This is a genomic window from Sphaerochaeta sp. PS (assembly GCF_032144095.1).
Classification (GTDB): domain Bacteria; phylum Spirochaetota; class Spirochaetia; order Sphaerochaetales; family Sphaerochaetaceae; genus Sphaerochaeta.
Map to the genome: position 1 here is coordinate 339,558 of NZ_JAVSNJ010000001.1, position 17,364 is coordinate 356,921.

General features: G+C 53.8%; 17 protein-coding genes. 8 read left to right on the forward strand and 9 right to left on the reverse strand.

Going from position 1 to position 17,364, the window contains the following annotated elements:
• Positions 1-62: 62 nt before the first annotated feature.
• Entirely contained in the window at positions 63-680 is a 618-nt protein-coding gene (locus tag ROJ03_RS01660; RefSeq protein ID WP_313725248.1) for a DUF308 domain-containing protein, read from the forward strand.
• On the opposite strand, the gene ROJ03_RS01665 is transcribed toward ROJ03_RS01660, so the two are convergent.
• Genes ROJ03_RS01665 through ROJ03_RS01675 form a run of 3 tightly spaced genes read right to left on the reverse strand, consistent with a single transcriptional unit; the run spans position 681 to position 3,039 of the window.
• Positions 681-2,342, reverse strand: coding sequence for a hypothetical protein (locus ROJ03_RS01665; protein WP_313725249.1), 1,662 nt, complete (start codon positions 2,340-2,342; stop codon positions 681-683).
• A gap of 11 nt (positions 2,343-2,353) precedes the next feature.
• Positions 2,354-2,635 carry a hypothetical protein gene (locus ROJ03_RS01670; protein WP_313725250.1) on the reverse strand — a complete coding sequence of 94 codons (282 nt, stop codon included), beginning with the start codon at positions 2,633-2,635 and terminating at the stop codon, positions 2,354-2,356.
• A 2-nt stretch (positions 2,636-2,637) separates the two neighbouring features.
• Positions 2,638-3,039, reverse strand: a complete 402-nt coding sequence (locus tag ROJ03_RS01675) for an HIT family protein (RefSeq protein WP_313725251.1) — start codon at positions 3,037-3,039, stop codon at positions 2,638-2,640.
• Positions 3,040-3,302: 263 nt separating this feature from the next.
• Here ROJ03_RS01675 and fusA point away from each other — a divergent pair, with 263 nt between their 5' ends.
• The 3 genes from fusA (at position 3,303) to ROJ03_RS01690 (ending at position 7,481) form a co-directional block, all read left to right on the forward strand.
• Positions 3,303-5,411, forward strand: a complete 2,109-nt coding sequence (fusA, locus tag ROJ03_RS01680; protein WP_313725252.1) for an elongation factor G — start codon at positions 3,303-3,305, stop codon at positions 5,409-5,411.
• A 161-nt stretch (positions 5,412-5,572) separates the two neighbouring features.
• Complete coding sequence (locus tag ROJ03_RS01685; protein WP_313725253.1) at positions 5,573-6,280, forward strand: hypothetical protein; 708 nt, start codon at positions 5,573-5,575, stop codon at positions 6,278-6,280.
• A gap of 214 nt (positions 6,281-6,494) precedes the next feature.
• Entirely contained in the window at positions 6,495-7,481 is a 987-nt protein-coding gene (locus tag ROJ03_RS01690; RefSeq protein ID WP_313725254.1) for a hypothetical protein, read from the forward strand.
• 8 nt (positions 7,482-7,489) lie between these two features.
• Here ROJ03_RS01690 and ROJ03_RS01695 read toward each other — a convergent pair whose 3' ends face one another.
• The 6 genes from ROJ03_RS01695 to ROJ03_RS01720 are packed head-to-tail and all read right to left on the reverse strand — an operon-like array spanning position 7,490 to position 12,358.
• Positions 7,490-8,197 carry a DUF4867 family protein gene (locus tag ROJ03_RS01695; RefSeq protein ID WP_313725255.1) on the reverse strand — a complete coding sequence of 236 codons (708 nt, stop codon included), beginning with the start codon at positions 8,195-8,197 and terminating at the stop codon, positions 7,490-7,492.
• 8 nt (positions 8,198-8,205) lie between these two features.
• Positions 8,206-8,943, reverse strand: coding sequence for a sulfite exporter TauE/SafE family protein (locus ROJ03_RS01700; RefSeq protein ID WP_313725256.1), 738 nt, complete (start codon positions 8,941-8,943; stop codon positions 8,206-8,208).
• Positions 8,940-10,121, reverse strand: a complete 1,182-nt coding sequence (locus ROJ03_RS01705) for an iron-containing alcohol dehydrogenase (RefSeq protein ID WP_313725257.1) — start codon at positions 10,119-10,121, stop codon at positions 8,940-8,942. Before ROJ03_RS01705 ends, ROJ03_RS01700 begins: the two co-directional genes overlap by 4 nt.
• Positions 10,118-10,588: an RpiB/LacA/LacB family sugar-phosphate isomerase gene (locus ROJ03_RS01710; RefSeq protein WP_313725258.1), complete on the reverse strand. Its 471-nt coding sequence runs from the start codon at positions 10,586-10,588 to the stop codon at positions 10,118-10,120. The genes ROJ03_RS01705 and ROJ03_RS01710 overlap by 4 nt, the downstream gene beginning before the upstream one ends.
• Positions 10,585-11,523, reverse strand: coding sequence for a transketolase C-terminal domain-containing protein (locus ROJ03_RS01715; protein ID WP_313725259.1), 939 nt, complete (start codon positions 11,521-11,523; stop codon positions 10,585-10,587). Before ROJ03_RS01715 ends, ROJ03_RS01710 begins: the two co-directional genes overlap by 4 nt.
• A gap of 13 nt (positions 11,524-11,536) precedes the next feature.
• A complete protein-coding gene (locus ROJ03_RS01720; protein WP_313725260.1) occupies positions 11,537-12,358 on the reverse strand; it encodes a transketolase in 822 nt (273 codons plus the stop codon).
• 123 nt (positions 12,359-12,481) lie between these two features.
• Between ROJ03_RS01720 and ROJ03_RS01725 the strand changes: the two genes are divergently transcribed.
• From ROJ03_RS01725 to ROJ03_RS01740, 4 genes are all read left to right on the forward strand, one after another.
• Positions 12,482-13,648 (forward strand): ROK family transcriptional regulator, encoded by a 1,167-nt coding sequence (locus tag ROJ03_RS01725; RefSeq protein WP_313725261.1) that lies wholly within the window; start codon positions 12,482-12,484, stop codon positions 13,646-13,648.
• 115 nt (positions 13,649-13,763) lie between these two features.
• Positions 13,764-15,080 (forward strand): fucose isomerase, encoded by a 1,317-nt coding sequence (locus ROJ03_RS01730; RefSeq protein ID WP_313725262.1) that lies wholly within the window; start codon positions 13,764-13,766, stop codon positions 15,078-15,080.
• A gap of 43 nt (positions 15,081-15,123) precedes the next feature.
• Positions 15,124-16,392, forward strand: a complete 1,269-nt coding sequence (locus ROJ03_RS01735) for an ABC transporter substrate-binding protein (RefSeq protein WP_313725263.1) — start codon at positions 15,124-15,126, stop codon at positions 16,390-16,392.
• Between the two features lie 74 nt (positions 16,393-16,466).
• Complete coding sequence (locus tag ROJ03_RS01740) at positions 16,467-17,360, forward strand: sugar ABC transporter permease (protein WP_313725264.1); 894 nt, start codon at positions 16,467-16,469, stop codon at positions 17,358-17,360.
• Positions 17,361-17,364: the final 4 nt, after the last annotated feature.

Consider the following 17,364-nt stretch of genomic DNA (forward strand, 5'->3'; position numbering starts at 1 on the left):
ACACCTTGTACCATAGAGAAAAATGGGGTATGTGTACATATTATACGCAAGGAAGGTAGTTCATGGCAGACACGTTTATGAAAAGACATCTGAATACAACGGTGGTCCTCGCCGCAATTCTGGCGATCCTTGGCATCTACATGATGTTCCAGGGAGACTCTTTTGCCAAGGCGTTTGTCGCCTTGCTTGGCCTTGGAATGGTGGGAACCGGCATCAACTCCTTTGTTTCGATGGGCGTATACGCCGTAGGGCCCAAAAGCAAGAGAGCCCTGCTCATCAAGGGCCTGGTCAACATCGGGGTCGGAATCCTGGTTGTCGTCCTCTCCCTTTCTACCAAGAATTTCAGCACCCACCTATTGCTCTACATCCTGGCAGCACAGCTGGTGGTCTCTGCCATCATCTCGCTCTTGCAGGCTTTCCTTTTGCGCAAGGGCAACATCAGTGTCTCCCCATTCCTCTCTGAGGCGCTCTTCTCCCTGCTGCTTGCCGCCCTGTTCTTTGCATTCCCCACCCAGATCGGAAGCCTCCTTCTGAAGCTGGTAGGGGTGGTGCTCCTGGCCTCTGGCCTTGCAATGTTCTTCTGGTCGGTAAGGATCCGCAAGCTCAGCAAGCAGTTCTCTACCATTGAGGGCCACATGGAGGTCATAGGCGAGCCAGGTTCGGGAGAGGACAGGTCCTGATCAGGGGATGAGGTAGGTTGCCACGATGCCAAACCTGGAGTAACCCTTACTGTCAGGGGCAGACTCGCCACCTATGGTGAGCAGTGTTGATTCCAGGGGAAGTATCTTTCTGCTGAAGAGGAAGTCTACCCGCTCCTGCCACTGGGGTGTGAGCAGGGTGTTGCCTGCACTGGTCGCTTCATTGAAGTGGGTAAGCCTGTAGGTATCGAAGAATCCTTCGCTTTCCAGACGTTCGCTTAGGGGCCAGAGGTAGTCCACCTGCCGATAGGCGACAGGGCTGAAGGTATTCCAATCCCGGTAGGAAGGTTCATAGAGGGATGCTCCCAAGAGGGTAGGCGTTGTCAACGATCCCTCTGCCAAGAGTTTTTCCACCTGTGCCAACCTCTGTTTTTCGAGGCTTTTCTGGGTGTTTTTCCAATCCCCCCCACGTAGGACCTGCTCTACCACCTGGTATTCGGGAAGGTTTGCCAACGCCAGGCGGACCGTCTTCTTCTCCTGGTATTGTATCTCCATGCCACCGTCGCTGACCTCTAGGATCGGGAAGCTGGTGATGATGGCCCCACTGCTGAAGAGTGCGGCATTGCTGCGCATCTCCCTGACCAAGGCTATGACATTCTCCATGTGCCCGGTAACGAAGATGACCGGTGCGTTGAGGTCGCTGATGCTCTGGTGCACCTCCTTGACTGTGTTGGCATTCGTCCAAGGCAGGTCGGAGAGAGGGATCATCAGGGCAAGGAGCTTCTCTCCCTCCTTGGCGAGTGAGGCATTCATGTCAGTGGTATAGAGCCTAGGGAAGGTAATCTTGTCCAGAGGGGGGATTTTCATCTGCTCCTGCTCGGCGGCAAGGCGTCTGGCCTCCTCCTCGGCCGCCATGTGCTGCTGTTCGGCCTCCTTGGCCTTCAGTGCTGCCTGTTTCTCGCTCTCCAGCCGTTTAGCCTCTGCACTTCGTTGCTGTTCAAGCTTTACCTTCTCCTCAATGGTGAGGGTCTTCTCTTCCAGCTGTGCCTTCAGCAGGCGGTTTTCGGCTTGGAGCTCGTCGCGCTGGTTGCTCAGATCCAGCCAGGCGTGTGCATTTTCTGCATCCTGTTGTGCTTGCATCTCTTGCTGTTCCTGTTCCAGCTTTTTCCTCTCGGCCTGCTGTTGTAGCTGCTGAGCTTCCTGTTCCTCAATGAGGTTCTGTAGTTCTGCTATCTGATAGGAGAGCAGGGCGTTCTGTTGCTCGAGGGCCTGGATGCGCTCGTTGCCCTCATTTTGTGCCTGTTCGCTCTCCTTGGCCAAGGTTTCCTTTTCCAGGGTGAGGGCTGTAAGGGTCACCGTGAGCTGTTCGCTCTTCTTCCTGGCTTCTGCCAGCTGGTTTTCCAGGTCGGTGATGGTTGCCTGTAGCTTCACCTCCCCTGCACTCAGGGTCGAGAGTTTCTGCTCCAGTTGTTTTTGTAGTTGGGATGCTAGTACCTCTTGCTGCTGTTGTTCCTTTTCCCTGGCCTCTGCCTCCTCCTTGGCCTTTGCTTCCTGGAGGGTGGAGGGCTTGGTTATGGTCTTGCCATCAGTGATGGAGGCAAGGGGTTCTATGGCAGCGATGCCTTTGCTTGCCGTATAGCTCTGGCATCCCAGCAGCAAGAGGGGCAATAGGGTGCAAATGAGGAGTATGGTCCGTTTGTTCATGGTAGTGTTCCTTAGTTGTTGAAGAAGGCTTCTGCCCGCCTCTTGGCTTCGGCGTGCTTTCTCATCTCTTCCTGGTCATCGTCGCCAAGCATGAAGAAATCACAAAAGTTTGCCTCTTTTTTCTCTTCGATGAACTCATCAACCTCTTCAAGGCAGTCGTTGTATGCTCCAGGGCTATAGAACCTGCAGTTGAAACAGCTGTGCAGGGGCTTGTTGCAGGTGGGACAGAGGGTGGAGGTTCCTACCGTCATCAGGACATCTATTGCACTGTGGCAGTGGTGACATGCTTTCATGCTCAGAACCCCAGCTTTTTGCCATAGGTGGCCATCTCGCCATCGGCATAGGTCTCTTTGGTGAAAGCGAATTTTTTCCCGTCATTGGTGAAGCGGGGTATGAGATGGATATGTAGGTGAGGGACCTCTTGGCCGCTCGCTTCCCCGTTGTTGATGAGCAGGTTGGTACCTTCACAGCCCAAGGCTGTGCGCAGTTTGCTGTCGGCAAGCTTGGCGATGGCCATAAGATGGTCCAGGGTCGTCTGGGGACACTCGCTGAAGGTTGGGTAGGGTTCCCTGGAGATGACCAGCAGATGGCCCTTGTTGACTGGGTTGATATCCAGGATGACCGTACAAAGGGCATCTTCATGCAACTTGATGGAGGGGATCTCCCCTTCTATGATTTTAGTGAAAATGGTTTTCATAGCACACCTCAAGCCCATTGTATCATACAATTATCGAGTCGGAAAAGGATTGTGTGGACAAAAGGGATTGCACAAAAACCATGATTGTAATATTATCCACAAGGTACGCTAGGCTGCTGGTATTTAGCGGGCTGAGTTTCTATCCCTTCCTCTTTGCAGCATATGGGTATACAAGAAACAACCGGCTCATTCAATACGGACAATGTAAGTTGCAGAAAATACTGCAGCATCGCTTTTATTCTATATTATAGAGGTTTAATAGTATGGCTGACTTGCAAAACATGAGGAATATCGGAATTAGTGCCCACATTGACTCGGGTAAGACTACTCTCACCGAACGTATCCTCTACTACTGCAATAGGATCCACGAAATACATGAAGTTCGTGGCAAAGACGGCGTTGGAGCCACCATGGACAGCATGGAGCTTGAGCGAGAACGTGGAATTACGATTGCTTCCGCTGCAACTAACGTTATGTGGAAAGGAAACGAGATCAACATCATCGATACTCCGGGACACGTCGACTTCACCATTGAGGTTGAGCGTTCTTTGCGTGTTCTTGATGGAGCGGTGCTTGTCCTCTGTTCCGTTGCAGGTGTGCAGAGCCAGTCAATTACTGTTGACCGTCAGATGAAGCGCTACCATGTTCCCCGAATTGCATTTGTCAACAAATGTGACCGTACCGGAGCAAATCCCTACCGTGTCCAGAAACAGCTGGTCGAGAAACTCGGCCTGAACGCTGTTTTGTTGCAGATTCCCATCGGCCTTGAGGACAAGATCAAGGGTGTAGTAGACCTCATTTCCATGAAAGCCCTCTATTTTGACGCTGGCGTTGCCGAGGATCAGATGCGTGAGGCAGAGATCCCTGCAGAATTGCTTGCCGAAGCCGTTGCAAAGCGCGAAGTCATGCTTGACAGCATTTCCATGTGCTCCGATGCCTTGATGGAAGCGATGCTGGAAGAGACTGTGACCGAAGAACTTATCCGCGAGGAGATCCGCAAGGCGACCATCGCTTTGCAGCTCGTTCCCGTGCTGATGGGTTCTGCCTATAAGAACAAGGGTATCCAGGCCCTGCTCGATGCAGTGGTCAGCTACCTTCCCAACCCAGGGCAGGTTGTCAACAAGGCATTGGACCTGGACAACCACGAGCAGGAGATCATCCTTCCTTCGGACGAGAACCTCCCTCCCGTTGTGCTTGCATTCAAGCTCGAGGATGGCCAGTACGGTCAGCTCACCTACATCCGTGTCTACCAAGGCAAGGTGAAGAAGGGCGACGAATTGTTCAATACCCGAAGCCGCAAGAAGTTCAGGGTAGGAAGACTTATCCGCATGCACTCCAACAACATGGAAGACCTTACCGAGGCAGGTTGTGGTGAGATCGCCGCACTGTTCGGTATCGAATGTGCATCAGGTGACACCTTCTGTGATCCCAAGCTTAACTACTCCCTCAGTTCCATGTATGTTCCTAACCCTGTTATCTCCCTTGCCATCAAGCCGGTGGACAAGAAGGCAGCAGACAATATGGGTAAGGCTCTCAACCGCTTTACCAAAGAGGACCCGACCTTCCGCTCCTATGTTGACCCAGAGTCCAACCAGACCATCATCCAGGGAATGGGAGAGCTGCACCTTGAAGTCTATGTCGAGCGCATGAAGCGTGAGTACAAGGCAGAGGTGGAGATTGGTCAGCCAGAGGTTGCGTACCGTGAGGCCATTACCGAACGCGCTTCTTTCAACTACACCCACAAGAAACAGACTGGTGGTTCCGGTCAATATGCACGTGTTGCAGGATACATCGAGCCCCTACCGGAGACTGTTGAGGGTGAAGATCCCAAGGACTATGTGTTCAGCGACGAGGTCAAGGGCGGATCGATTCCTACCGAATACATCCCCTCCTGCGACAAGGGCTTCCAGATGGCGATCAAGAAAGGAAGCCAGGTTGGATTCCCCGTCCTTGGTGTCAGGGCTGTTGTCAACGATGGTGCATGGCACCCGGTTGACTCCTCCGACCAGGCGTTCCAGACTGCCGCACTCAATGCTTTCAGGGAAGCTTTCGAGAAGGCCAAGCCGGTTATCCTCGAGCCTATCATGAAGGTTGAGGTTGTAGCCCCCACTGAATTCCAGGGAAGCTTGTTTGCTTCTGTTAACCAGAGACGCGGTATCATCATCAGTTCCACTGAAGACCATGCCATGTGTACTGTCTACGCTGAGGTCCCCCTCTCCGAAATGTTCGGGTATTCCACGACCTTGCGCTCCCTGACTCAGGGAAAGGGCGAGTTCTCCATGGAACTGAGCAAGTACGGAAAGGTACCTCAGAGCGTTTCCGAGCAGCTGAAACTGGACTACCAGGAAAAGCGCAGGAAAGAGCAGAAATAAGCCTTTTGCCAGCAAATACACCTCCACTCAGAGTTCTCTCTGGATGGAGGTTTTTTTTGCCGGTGGCCTTTGCATCATGCTCATAGTGCAAATTCCTACCCAATCCAACTTTTTTATAGTATACTGGCAGTAGAACAACAAATCTTCTGGAGGTGAGCAATATGGAAATCCAAGAGTTGAACGACTTGAGTCCGCTGCGTGTATTTGATGATTCTCTTGATGGGGGACTCGGTCGTGGTAATCTCGGCGTACTTGTTTCTCGTCATGGTGTAGGCAAAACAGCGTGTTTGGTGCACCTTGCCACCGACAAACTCCTTAGGGGCCAGCATGTTATCCACGTCTCTTTCTCTGGAAACGTAGAGCATGTCATCAACTGGTATAAGGAAGTGTTTCGTGAAGTCTCAGAAGGAAGAAGCCTTGCCGATGCAGCTTCTGTCTATAATAACATCCTCTCCAATCGTGTCGTCATGAATTTTAGCCAGGAGAATGTCACGATTGATAAAGTGCTCTCCAGCCTGGAAACCCTCATCAAGCATGGTTCCTTCAAAGCTGATGCAATCCTCTTTGACGGGTACAAGCTTACGGTAGCCACCGAAGACGATGTGAGGAAGATCAAGCAGTTTGCTGTTGATATGAACCTTGAGGTGTGGTTCAGTGTTTCTCCAGTCCGTGCCGATGTTGCCTATGATGAGTTTGGTGTTCCCAATACCATGCTCAAGTACAAGGACCTGATCGATGTGCTTATTGGCCTTATCTACAACGAGGAACGTGATAAGGTGGTGATGACTTTAGTGAAATCCCGCACTACGCAAAATGGGAAACTTATGGGTGTCAGTCTCGATCCAAAGACGATGCTCATCTCCAAATAATGTTCAGCTGAAGGCCGCTTATGCGGCCTTCAGTCTTCTTGCGGTATAGGGGAGCTGTGTTTTCAGCTTCCCTTTTTCCTTTTTCTCCTAGGGGGAACAACCACGAATCTTCCCTTTCTCTCTATCGCACCTGGCTGTTGTCAGCATATACTGCCGATACGGGTGCCCTTTGGGGCTTCCCACTAGGATCTTCAGATAAGCGAGGAATTCATATATGCAGTTCAGCAAGGGTTGCAAGCCCAATGGCAAGGTAGACCGGGAGACGATCAGGTCAACTGACGAGGGCAGTCTCTCCCTGTTCGATGGGAAGAGTGGGGTGTATGCTCACCAGGGCAAGTTCTACATCATCGGAGAAGGCGTGTTTCTTGAATATGCAGATCTAGCCTCAGCCAAGCAGGATTGGTTTGGCAAGAGTGAAGAGGCGATGTGTGCCGAGGTTATGCAGGAAGGGGAGCCTGTCGATGCCATCTATGTTGATGATAGTCTCCAGTTTCAGGACTTTTTCTACCGGGAGCTCTATTACAGGGTACAGGGTACGAATCCCCCGACCCTTTCCTGCAGCCCAGTTGCATTTGCTGAGGCAAACATGGCCATGATAAGCCTCCCCGCCCTTCCTGAAAGGTTTTCAGCCTACACATTCCCCTCGGAGATGGACAGCACCACCGAGATCTATTTTGAGGAAGAACTGTTCTACTGGCTGATGGATGAAGGGGAGATTCGCAAAACCCTGTTCAGCAGTGCAGAAGAGGGGGAGATTCCCCAGGTCAGCTATATCGTGGAGTTTGACAGGGCGTATTTCATCGCCATCCCGGCAGAGTTCGCCATTGAAGGGCGGTTCTCCTCCCTTGAGGAGGTTCTGGAACGGACCGACTACGCCTCCATGGGGGAAGAGCCCTATGAGGAGGTTGACTATGTTGCGGCCTGCCTGTTGGACCGTGTGGCCAATGACGAGGAAGTGGACTACATCGCTGATGAGGGCCTGTACGACTGGATGGAAAACCACGCCGACTATGAGGGGAGTTACGAACTGGACGAAACCGATGCCTTTGCCATCTACCAGTTGTTTGACGGGTACTTTGTCCTCGACCCCTATGAGCGTTCGGTACGAGGGAAATACACCACCTTCGACACCGCCTATGATGGCATTGACGAAGAGTTTGGAGATGAGGAAGAAGACGACGAAGACGATAGGCCTGAGTAGGCCCACCCTCAGAGAGGGTTGACCACCCTGTTATCTCCCACCAGCCCGACATGGACATGCTGGCTGACCAGTTGCATCCGTTCGGGATGGGCTATCATCCACTTGTTCTTCTTGAAAAGCAGGCGATCTTCCCTATCCTGGGAAGCATCGCGCTGTTTGGTCTCTTCAGCGTCCAATGGCTCATTCGTCTCCTTGGGCAGGACGATGATGGTCTGGAATCCCTTCCTGTCGACCATGCAGGGTGCCAGGTGGAGGACCTTGTCGTCCAGCAGTGCTACCGAGCCTTTGGGAAGGTAGAAGAGCTCTGCATCGGTTGTCTTGACCGTATCAAACTCGTTGAGGCTTGCAAAGGGACAGAGGAAGAGGACGCAATCGGTCACGGCGATCACGATCTCAGGGCTCTTGTGGTACTCCATGCCGTTCATGCTCATGTTGCGGCCATTGCAGAATCCAATCTGGATGGGCCTGTTTCCATAGTATGAGGCAAGCTCCCTCGCAACGGGGAATGCCTCCAGATCCCCAACTGAGGGGACATAGAGATTGCCCTCCTGGGGAATGGGGGTGGTCGTGCGGGCCCTCTCTATCAGGGGCTGGACATCCAGATGTTCGATGACTCTCCCGTACTGGGTGAAGCGTGATGACTGGAGTGAGAGGATCATGGACTTGTGGTTTCTTGCTATGAGTTCGTCAGGAACCCTGTAGTTGATCTCTTGCATGGTGACCCCTAAAAAATAAGCATGAATATGGCTGTCAAAAACAACATGCCGAATACGATGAGGCTGAAGGTACGCGCGTCGACCCTGTCATGGATCTTTTCTCCCGCGACGATTCCAACCAGCACAAAGGGAACCAATAGGCCAGTGGTCTTTGCAACCGGGAGCGTAAAGGAGCCCTCAATGAAATAGGTTGCAATGAGTATGGTGTTCAAGGTGGTCCAAAGCATACAGAGTGTTGCCCTGAACTTCCCTTTCTCCTGCAGCTGTCTTGAGGCATAGAGCACCACCAGAGGTCCTCCTGAGGAGAAGATCCCATGGATGACGCCCCCCGCTATCAGGAGAAGGTAGTAGGGTAGGGCTGCCTTTGCCTGGAGGACAGGCTTTGCCTGCTTGTTCATGCCCAGCCGAAAGAGTTGCCAGACCGATACTGCAAGGATGAAGTAGGCAAGTATCATCCTCAGCCTTGCGCTGTCGACACTCCTGAAGAGGTACATCCCCACAGGAAGTCCCAGCAGCATGAAAAAAGTGATGATGAAGTATTGCTTCCAATCGATGTCCCTGAATTTCATTACGGCAAAATAGAGGGCCAGGATCCAGGCAAGGACGGTGATGACCATCACCCCTAGCCTGATGCCCAGCAGGGCTGTCACGAAGGGCATGGCCAGGACCGAGCAGCCAAAGCCTGTGACAGCCTCCAGGGTATGGGTTATGAAGACCACCAGGCCAGAGAGCAGGATGGCGCTCATAGCTTGCTACTCAGGCGGCTGTAGAGGTCAGGGCCCTGCATCGGGGGAAGCTGGTTGTGCATCTTCGGGTCACTGAAGCACCGTTCGAACAGCGGCTCTATCTCTTCCTCCCTGAGCTTGACACCCAAGGCTCCAAACGTGGTTGGGATCTGCATCTCCTTCATCAGGGTCGCAATACGGTCCCTGAGCAAAGCGACAAGCCTGTCCTGCTCGGATACCTCGGGATAGAAGTGGGATGCGATCCTTGCGAGGGAGGATCGGGTCTCCTCGTTCTGCGATGCCCAGTCGAACACCTCCAGCAAGGTGAATGCACAGGCCAGGCCATGGGGAACATGCCACTGTTCGCTGAGGATGAATGAGATGGCATGGCCTGCGGCAGTGCCGGTCATGTTGAAGGCGATCCCAGCCATGGTGGAGGAGACCAGCATCCGCTTCTGGAGGGCCCTTCGGTCCTTGTCCTTTCGGACAATGGCCTGATAGAGGGGCGGCAGGTGGGTCAACACTGCTATGGCCGCATCCTCCGATGCCTTTCGGGTGATGGGTGTAGCGTTCTTGTTCCAGATCGATTCAAGTGCATGGTCGAGGGCATCGAGCCCGGTTGCTGCACAGAGCGATGGGGGTATGGAGTCCAGAAATGACCCAACCAGAAGGGCTGTATGGGCTGCCATCAAGGGGGAGCCCAGGGTGTATTTCCTCCCTGTTGCACTGGTATAGACCCCTACTTTGGTAACCTCCGACCCGGTTCCCGCAGTGGTTGGGACAAGCACCAGCGGGAGGCTCTTCTTCTCGATTTTCCTTGTGGGGGTGTTACCCAGGTAGTCGTCAAGGGCCCCTCCGTTGCTGGCGAGCATCGCCAGAGCCTTTGCCGAGTCAAGGACGCTTCCCCCGCCGATTCCCAGTACGAGGTCTACATCCCTGAAAGAGGGGTCACCAAACATGCTCTGGATATCCTCACTCTTGGGATTTGGCTCTACGCGGTCGAAATGGGTGACCGTGCACACTCTTCCCAGGGCCTCCAGCAAGTCATCCCTTGCCGGGATTGGTGCACCGTCAAAGACAGCTGCTACTCGCAATGACTCCCGTTTGCCTGCTGCAAACGAGAGGACATCGAAGAGCTCACTGCCCGAAAGGTCCTCGAACTGGAGGATGTGGACACTGCTGAGCACGCTGCTGATCATTTGAAGGTCTCCTTTTCCAACTCCTGAACCTGGTTGAAGGCATTGGTAAGGAAATCCTTCTTGAACTCCATCTTCTGGGTAAAGGCCATTGCAAGCCAGGCATCAACGATCTGGACCCCAAGGAAGGGGGCTGTTATCCAGCCACCGAGGGTGATGACGTTGGCATTGTTCACGATCTTCGACCTCTCAGCAGAGAAGATGTCGTCAACCACACAGGCATAGATACCCTTGTGCTTGTTGGCGACGATCGCCATGCCCTGGCCGGTACCGCAGATGAGAATGCCCTTTTCGGCCTCTCCCTTCTGGATGGCCTTGGCTACCTTGGGGGCCTGGATAAAGTAGGGCTGGGGTTTGTCGGCAGACTCGATGCCAAAGTCCAGCAGCTCATACCCCGCTTCCAGCAGGTGTTTGGCTATCTCCTGCTTGAGGGGAAAGCCCGAAAGGTCCGATGCAATTGCAATTTTCATCTGTTGCTCCTTAGTGAAATAGCCTGTTTTGCTATCTCCTGTGCAGTTAGCTTGTAGTATTCCTGTAGCCAGGCCTGTGTCCCTACCTGGCCAAACTCATCCTGGATTCCGACCATGGCCATCCTGGTGGGGTGGGCCTTTGCAAGGAAGGTGGCTACCGAGGCGCCAAGGCCCCCGCTGACCTGGTGGTTCTCCGCCGTCACGATGGCCCCGGTCTTTTTGGCATACTCCAGGACCAGCTCTTCATCCAACGGCTTGACGGTGTGCATGTCGATCACGGCAGCTGAAATGCCCTGTTCTTCCAAAAGCCTGGCAGCCTTGAGGGCTTCAGGGACGAGGATTGCACCGAGGGCGATGATGGTGACATCACTGCCATCCTTGAGGACCTTGCCCTTTCCCAGGGTGAAGGTCTCACCCTCCTTGTAGAGGGGAGCGGTCTGCTTGCGGTGTAGACGCATGTAGGTGCAACCCTGGTGGAGGGCACAGGCGCGCAGCAATGCCTCCAGGGAGACAGGGTCCGAGGGCTCCAGGATGGTGAGGCCTGGGATCATCTTCATCAACCCGATGTCCTCGAAGGGCATATGGGTCCCCCCGTTGAATGCCGCGGAAATCCCGGGGTCCGTACCTACCAGCTTCACATTGAGCCTGGCATAGTTTGCGGAGATGAAGAACTGGTCAAATACTCTTCGGGAGGCAAAGCAGCCGAAGGTAGCGGCAAAGGGAATCTTCCCTGCAGCACTCAGGCCGGAACTGACCCCTACCATGTTTGCTTCCGCTACCCCAACATCTACAGCCCGGTCGGGGAAGAGGGTCTGGAATCCTGTGGTCCCTGATGCACGCATGAGGTCGGCCTCGACCACCATGATGCGGGAATCAGCCTTGGCCAGATCGATGAGGGTGTCGCAGTATACTGCTCGCATTTCCTTGTTTTCCATGGTTCTCTCCTCCTCAACCCAGTTGGGCGATGGCTTCGTTTGCTACGGCCATGTCAAAGTTCATGTTATGGTTGGTGACCTTTCCTTCACAGAAGGCAGCCCCCTTACCCTTTATGGTGTCCAGGATGATCATCGAGGGCTGGCCTTTCTGGCCTTTTGCGTTTGCGATAGCGCCGCTCATAGCCTCCAGGTCATGCCCATCGACCCGCTGGGTATACCAGCCGAAGGTCCTCCATTTTCCCTCGACATCACCAAGACCCATGATCTGGTCGGTCATCCCGTCGATCTGCATCTTGTTGTAGTCTGTGAAGGCGATGAGGTTGTCAAGCCTGTAGTGGGCGGCAAACATGGCTGCCTCCCAGTTCTGTCCTTCCTGGGACTCCCCGTCCCCTATGATGGCAAACACCAGGTTCTTTTTCTTGTCCACCTTGTGGGCAAGTGCCAGGCCGCAGGCAGCCGAAAGGCCTTGGCCCAAGGAGCCTGTGCTCATGTCGATGCCGACTGTCTTTGTCCTGTCACAGTGGCTGGGAAGGTTGGTGCCCCCCTGGTTGAGCGTGTCCAGCTCGGAGAGTGGGAAGAAGCCCTTCAGGGCAAGGGTTGCATAGAGGGCGGGGCCAGCATGGCCCTTGGAGAGGACGAGCATGTCCCTGTCCTCCCAGGTGGGGTTTTTGGGGTCGATGCGCATCTCCTGGTCGTAGAGGAGTGCCAACAGCTCAACGATCGAAAGCGCCCCTCCTATGTGTCCTACGCCGAGCTTCCCAATGGTGTAGAGCGTTTTCTTGCGGATTTCCTTGGCAAAAGAGGCGGTCTTGGTCAATGATTTGGCGATTTCCATTGTGAGTCCTTTCTTTAGTTACTTAGTGAAAGTAAATATATTCCATAATGGTTCGGTTGTAAAGCCACTTCTTGTGGATTTTTTCAGGCGAAGGGGATAGACTTGAGGCAAAGGAGCGAATACATGCAGGCAAATCCAATGAGGGCTTCGGACCTGAGGGTGCACAACCAGAAGATGGTTCTCTCCATAATCCATGCATCCCAACGCATTGGTACCTCGCAGTCAGAGATTGTGCAGAGTACCGGTCTGAAGGCTCCTACCATCTTCCGCATCTTCACTGCCTTGGAAGAGGAAGGCCTCATCGAGGCCCTCTCCTCTGAACTGGAGGAGGGTGCTGCTGCCAAGAAGGGCAGGAGGCCGGTAAACTACATCGTTTCCAAGGATGCCTACCTCTCCATCGGTCTGGAGTTCTGGACAGCCTACCTCTCCATCGGGGTCTTCAATTTCATTGGCGACAGGATCTATTCCGGGATGCACCCGCTTCCTGGGGGTGTTCATGCCGATGAGGTGCTCGACCTCATCGTCTTACAGGTCCAGGAAATCCTTGGCCAACTCTCCATCGACAGGAAGAGGGTGCTCGGTCTGGGGGTTGCAGCTCCTGGCCAGGTTGACCTTCGCAACAAGAGGGTGGCCTATTATCCCCGTATCGTGGGGATGAAGGACGTGGCTCTGGTCGAACGCCTGGAAGAACGGCTTGGTATGCCTGTGCTGATACACAACAACTGCTCCGCCCTTGCCTTCAGCGAATATCGGTATGGAGGGTACAGCCATCACAACTCGATGTTTACCTTCCTGTTGCGCACAGGGGTCAACGGAGCCTTTGTCCATGATGATGTCATCTATACCAACAGCAAGGAGATGACCATCGAGACAGGGCACATACCCATCAACTTTGATGGGCCTAGGTGTAGCTGTGGGACACGAGGCTGCCTGCAGGCCTTCCTGCAGGACCTTGACCCGAACTCGGTCGACCTTCGCCTCGCCCTGTTTGAGGGCCTCGATGCCAAGCTAAAGGAGAAGGATCCCTTTGCCCTTCGCACCATCGAGCGGGCGGCTGGCTATCTGGTGATCGCAATGCGCATCATCAAACGTCTCCTGGCCCCCCAGTCCTTTCTTTTTGTCTGTTGCTCCTCTGTGGTGGCCGATGCCCTGGCTACCGAGGTGAAGCGCCTGATAGTGGAACCGGATGCATTCGAAAACAATCCCCCGTTGATTTTTGCTACGGCGTACGACCCGCTGCTAGCTCAAAAGGGAGCCTCCGATTTGGTGCTGAAAGAGTTCTTCGCATAAGTTTCCATTTTTTTTATTGACGAAACGCATAATCCGTTATTTACTTACTTATAGAAAGTAAATAACGTTATTGGGAAGGGCCTTCTGCTTTTCCTTCTACATGAGGAGCGTTTTTGTGAAAAAACCTATTACCCTGGGAGTTGTCTGCCTGGCCAGAACTACCTATGACTATAAGGCTGCTGCTGATTTGTACGCCAAGATTCGAGAAGACCTTTCTGGCCTGGAGAGTGTGAGCTGGGAAATCATTGAAGAGCTTGTCATCAGCCAGGAAGAGGGGCTTGCCGCCGCCGAGCGCCTTGCCCATGCCAATGTCGATGGGGTTGTCTGCATTTCGGGTACCTTCCATCTTGGCCATCTCGTTCTTCAGCTGCAGAATGCAGTGAAGGCTCCGATGTTGCTCTGGGGCCTGCCCGAGCTTCCCTACAATGGGGGAAAGATCCGGCTCAACTCTGTCTGTGGGGTAAACCTCAACGCCTCGAACCTCTATAAGAGCGGGGTAGACAACTATACGGTCATCATCCAGGACCACATCGACGAGGATTGGGTCGATGCGCTACGCGTCATCAAGGCGATGAAGAGCGCGAAGATCGGTATCGTCGGCTACCGAGCCGATGGGTTCTTCAACGTTGGGGTGCAGGACAACCTGCTGTTTGGACAGACAGGGGCCTTGGTCGACCACTATGAGTTGAGCGAACTGCACGCCTGGCCGGTCACTGAGGAGGACGTTGCCTCCAGGATGGCCCAGCTGAGGAAGACCTTCGACGTATCGACCCTCTCGGATTTTCAGATCGAGAAGGTCTCCCAGCTCTCTGCCAAGCTTACCGCCTTCTATAGCCACTATAGGCTCTCGGCCCTGGCCATCAGGTGCTGGCCGGAATTCGCCAGGGACTTTGGCGTCTCCCCCTGTGCTGCCATGTCCCTCCTGCAGTCTGAAGGGATGATCCTCGCCTGTGAGGGTGATATCGATGGGGCCCTCTCCATGATAGCCCATGCAGCCCTGGGGGCTGAGACCCCCTTCCTCTTCGACTTCTCCCAGGTCGACTTTGCACAGGACTTTGCCCTGTTCTGGCACTGTGGTGTTGCTCCCTGCAACCTTTGGGATGGGGTATGCAACCGCTCCCTGGACACCTACTTCGCAGGTGGCAAGGGTGTTACTGCCGACTTTGTCCTCAAGAATGGGCCTCTTTCGGTACTGCGCATCGACTCAGCCCGTGGCGGGTACCGCATGTTCCTGCAGAAAGCCAAGGCCATCCCCATGGAGAAATTGCTGAAGGGGACCTATATGAAGGCGGTCTTTGACCGTCCTGTGAAGGAAGTTTTGGACCTGGTAGTGTACAATGGGCTTGCCCATCACTCCTCGGTTGTCTATGGGACCTATATCAGGCCCTTGGAGATAGTGGCCAGGCTCAAGGGCTGGAAGGTCATAGAATAGGTGAGTACTTTCGTCAAGAAGTTACTATAAAAAGGAGATTATCATGAAACGAACATCTAAGGCTCTCGTCGTGTTGCTCGCAATGCTATCGCTGACATTCTCTCTCTTTGCACAGGCACAGGGCGAGACAGCCCCCCAGAAGGAGATTGAACTTCGCTGGGCAAGCATCTGGGTAGGCAATGACAGCAAGGCCCCCTCCGTTGAGGCTTTGGTAAAAGAGTACAATGCCGCCAATGCAGGGAAGATCAAGGTTGTCATCGAACCACAGCCTGACTACAATGCCTATGAGCAGAAGGTCCGTACCTCCCTGGCAGCCAACCAGGCTCCTGCGGATATCTTTACGATCAAGTTCAACCCCACCACAGAGACCTTCTACCAGTCAAAGCTCCTCATGGACTTTGCCAAGGTGATGGATCCCCAGTGGAAGGCCACCTTTGATGCTGGTTCCATTGCCCAGTCCACCGTCGATGGAGTGCTCAAGTCCCTGCCGATGGAAACCGCGATCCTTCCCCTCTGGTACAACATGGACGCATTCAGGTCCGTTGGGGTAACCTCAATCCCTACAACCATGAAAGACCTGACCGCTGCCTTTGACAAGCTCAAGGCCGCCGGAATTGCACCCTCCAGCCAGATGACTGGCGATACAAACGCCTGGACATCGATGATCTGGTTCTCCCATTTTGCTGTCTCCCTTGGTGGCGTGAATGTTTGGGACAAGAGCTTTACCGATCCAGCTTTCGTCGAGGCTGCAAAGCTCGTGAAGATGTTCATCACAGACTACTCCACAAGCGACGCTGTCGGTCTTGGTGCAGGTGGTAGTGGTGGTCACTTCCTCGCTGGTCGTACCGCTGTCTTCTCCAATGGCCCCTGGTATGCAGGTCGTGCCGACCTTGCTGCCACTCCATTCTTCAACTCCATCAAGATTGCCGGTCTTCCTCCTGTTGGGCCAACCTCTGATTTCATGATCAGCCGCCTGCAGGCAAACATCTGTGCCGCTTCCAGCAAGGATCCTGCACGGGAAGCTGCAACACTTGATTTCCTCAAGTACCTGACCAGTGCAAAGAGTATTGCCCGCATTGCGGAGAGCTCCGGTGCAATGTTTGCCATCAAGACAGACTATCTGCCGACCATTGGCCTGCAGAAGCAGTTCTATGATGTTGCAAATGGTGCAAAGACCACATCTTTTGATCTCGAGGCAGCCCTCGGTGCAGAAGTCACCCTGGAATTTGCCCAGCAGCTCGGTGCCCTTGCCCTTGGAAGAATCTCTGCCGAAGAGTTCTGTGCCTTGGTTGACCGCAAGATCGAGCGCTAAAAGCCTTGTCTACGATGGGTCACCACAGCTGTGGTGGCTCATCCTCATTTCATACCATGTAGTAGGAGTTTCCCATGCAGGCATTAGCGCCACGAGACCGAACTAACTGGGCCGGAAGAATCCTCTTCCTTTTGCCTGTCTCCCTGTTTTTCTTTTTCTTTTTTGTCTATCCCTTCTTCTTTACCGTCTTTACCAGCTTCACCAGCTGGCGAGGCATCGGGGGGATGAAGTTCAATGGCCTAGCAAACTACAAGAAGCTCATCATGGATGCGACATTCAGGAAGGCCTTGGGCAACAACATCATCTGGGCCCTCTGCCAGGGATTCATCCAGGTCCCCCTTGCCTGCCTTGTTGCGATCATTCTCGTACGCAAGCCAAAGGGCTGGAAGTTCCTCAGGACTGTCTACTATCTTCCCAACGTCATCTCCACCGTAGCCTTGGCCATGGTCTGGGTAGCGATCTACAACGTCAACGGGCCACTCAACGCCATCCTGGGAACACTCTTCGGCATGGAGAGCCGTAACTGGCTGGGAAACCCTGATACAGCCTTGTTTGCGGTTATTTTCCAGACAGTCATCTATATCGGCTATTTCATGATCGTCCTGTTGGCTTCTGCCATGAACATCTCGCAGTCACTCTATGAGGCTGCCCAGATCGACGGGGCAAGCACTCTGCAGCAGGAGTTCTCCATTACCCTTCCCATGCTTCGCGGCACCCTGGTCACCACCATGACCCTTGCGATGGCCTACGGCATGCGACACTTTGAATCGACCTTCCTCATGACAGGTGGAGGGCCGGCATATGCTACCACCACGATGGGCATCGACCTCTATCTGAAGATGGATGCACTGCGCTATAGCGAGGCAAGCACTGCTGGTGTTTTCCTCATCCTGTTGGGTACGGTGGTGATTACCGTACTTCGTAAACTCTTCGGAAAATCCGACCCGATGAGCGAAATGGCACAGTAGGAGG

Bases quoted from the DNA above. Each gene is read 5' to 3' on its own strand.
- ROJ03_RS01685 (WP_313725253.1), top strand. From the start codon at position 5,573: ATGGAAATCCAAGAGTTGAACGACTTGAGTCCGCTGCGTGTATTTGAT.
- ROJ03_RS01675 (WP_313725251.1), bottom strand. From the start codon at position 3,039: ATGAAAACCATTTTCACTAAAATCATAGAAGGGGAGATCCCCTCCATC.
- ROJ03_RS01705 (WP_313725257.1), bottom strand. From the start codon at position 10,121: ATGATCAGCAGCGTGCTCAGCAGTGTCCACATCCTCCAGTTCGAGGAC.
- ROJ03_RS01715 (WP_313725259.1), bottom strand. From the start codon at position 11,523: ATGGAAAACAAGGAAATGCGAGCAGTATACTGCGACACCCTCATCGAT.
- ROJ03_RS01670 (WP_313725250.1), bottom strand. From the start codon at position 2,635: ATGAAAGCATGTCACCACTGCCACAGTGCAATAGATGTCCTGATGACG.
- ROJ03_RS01720 (WP_313725260.1), bottom strand. From the start codon at position 12,358: ATGGAAATCGCCAAATCATTGACCAAGACCGCCTCTTTTGCCAAGGAA.
- ROJ03_RS01695 (WP_313725255.1), bottom strand. From the start codon at position 8,197: ATGCAAGAGATCAACTACAGGGTTCCTGACGAACTCATAGCAAGAAAC.
- ROJ03_RS01735 (WP_313725263.1), top strand. From the start codon at position 15,124: ATGAAACGAACATCTAAGGCTCTCGTCGTGTTGCTCGCAATGCTATCG.
- ROJ03_RS01740 (WP_313725264.1), top strand. From the start codon at position 16,467: ATGCAGGCATTAGCGCCACGAGACCGAACTAACTGGGCCGGAAGAATC.
- fusA (WP_313725252.1), top strand. From the start codon at position 3,303: ATGGCTGACTTGCAAAACATGAGGAATATCGGAATTAGTGCCCACATT.
- ROJ03_RS01665 (WP_313725249.1), bottom strand. From the start codon at position 2,342: ATGAACAAACGGACCATACTCCTCATTTGCACCCTATTGCCCCTCTTG.
- ROJ03_RS01725 (WP_313725261.1), top strand. From the start codon at position 12,482: ATGCAGGCAAATCCAATGAGGGCTTCGGACCTGAGGGTGCACAACCAG.
- ROJ03_RS01690 (WP_313725254.1), top strand. From the start codon at position 6,495: ATGCAGTTCAGCAAGGGTTGCAAGCCCAATGGCAAGGTAGACCGGGAG.
- ROJ03_RS01710 (WP_313725258.1), bottom strand. From the start codon at position 10,588: ATGAAAATTGCAATTGCATCGGACCTTTCGGGCTTTCCCCTCAAGCAG.
- ROJ03_RS01700 (WP_313725256.1), bottom strand. From the start codon at position 8,943: ATGAGCGCCATCCTGCTCTCTGGCCTGGTGGTCTTCATAACCCATACC.
- ROJ03_RS01660 (WP_313725248.1), top strand. From the start codon at position 63: ATGGCAGACACGTTTATGAAAAGACATCTGAATACAACGGTGGTCCTC.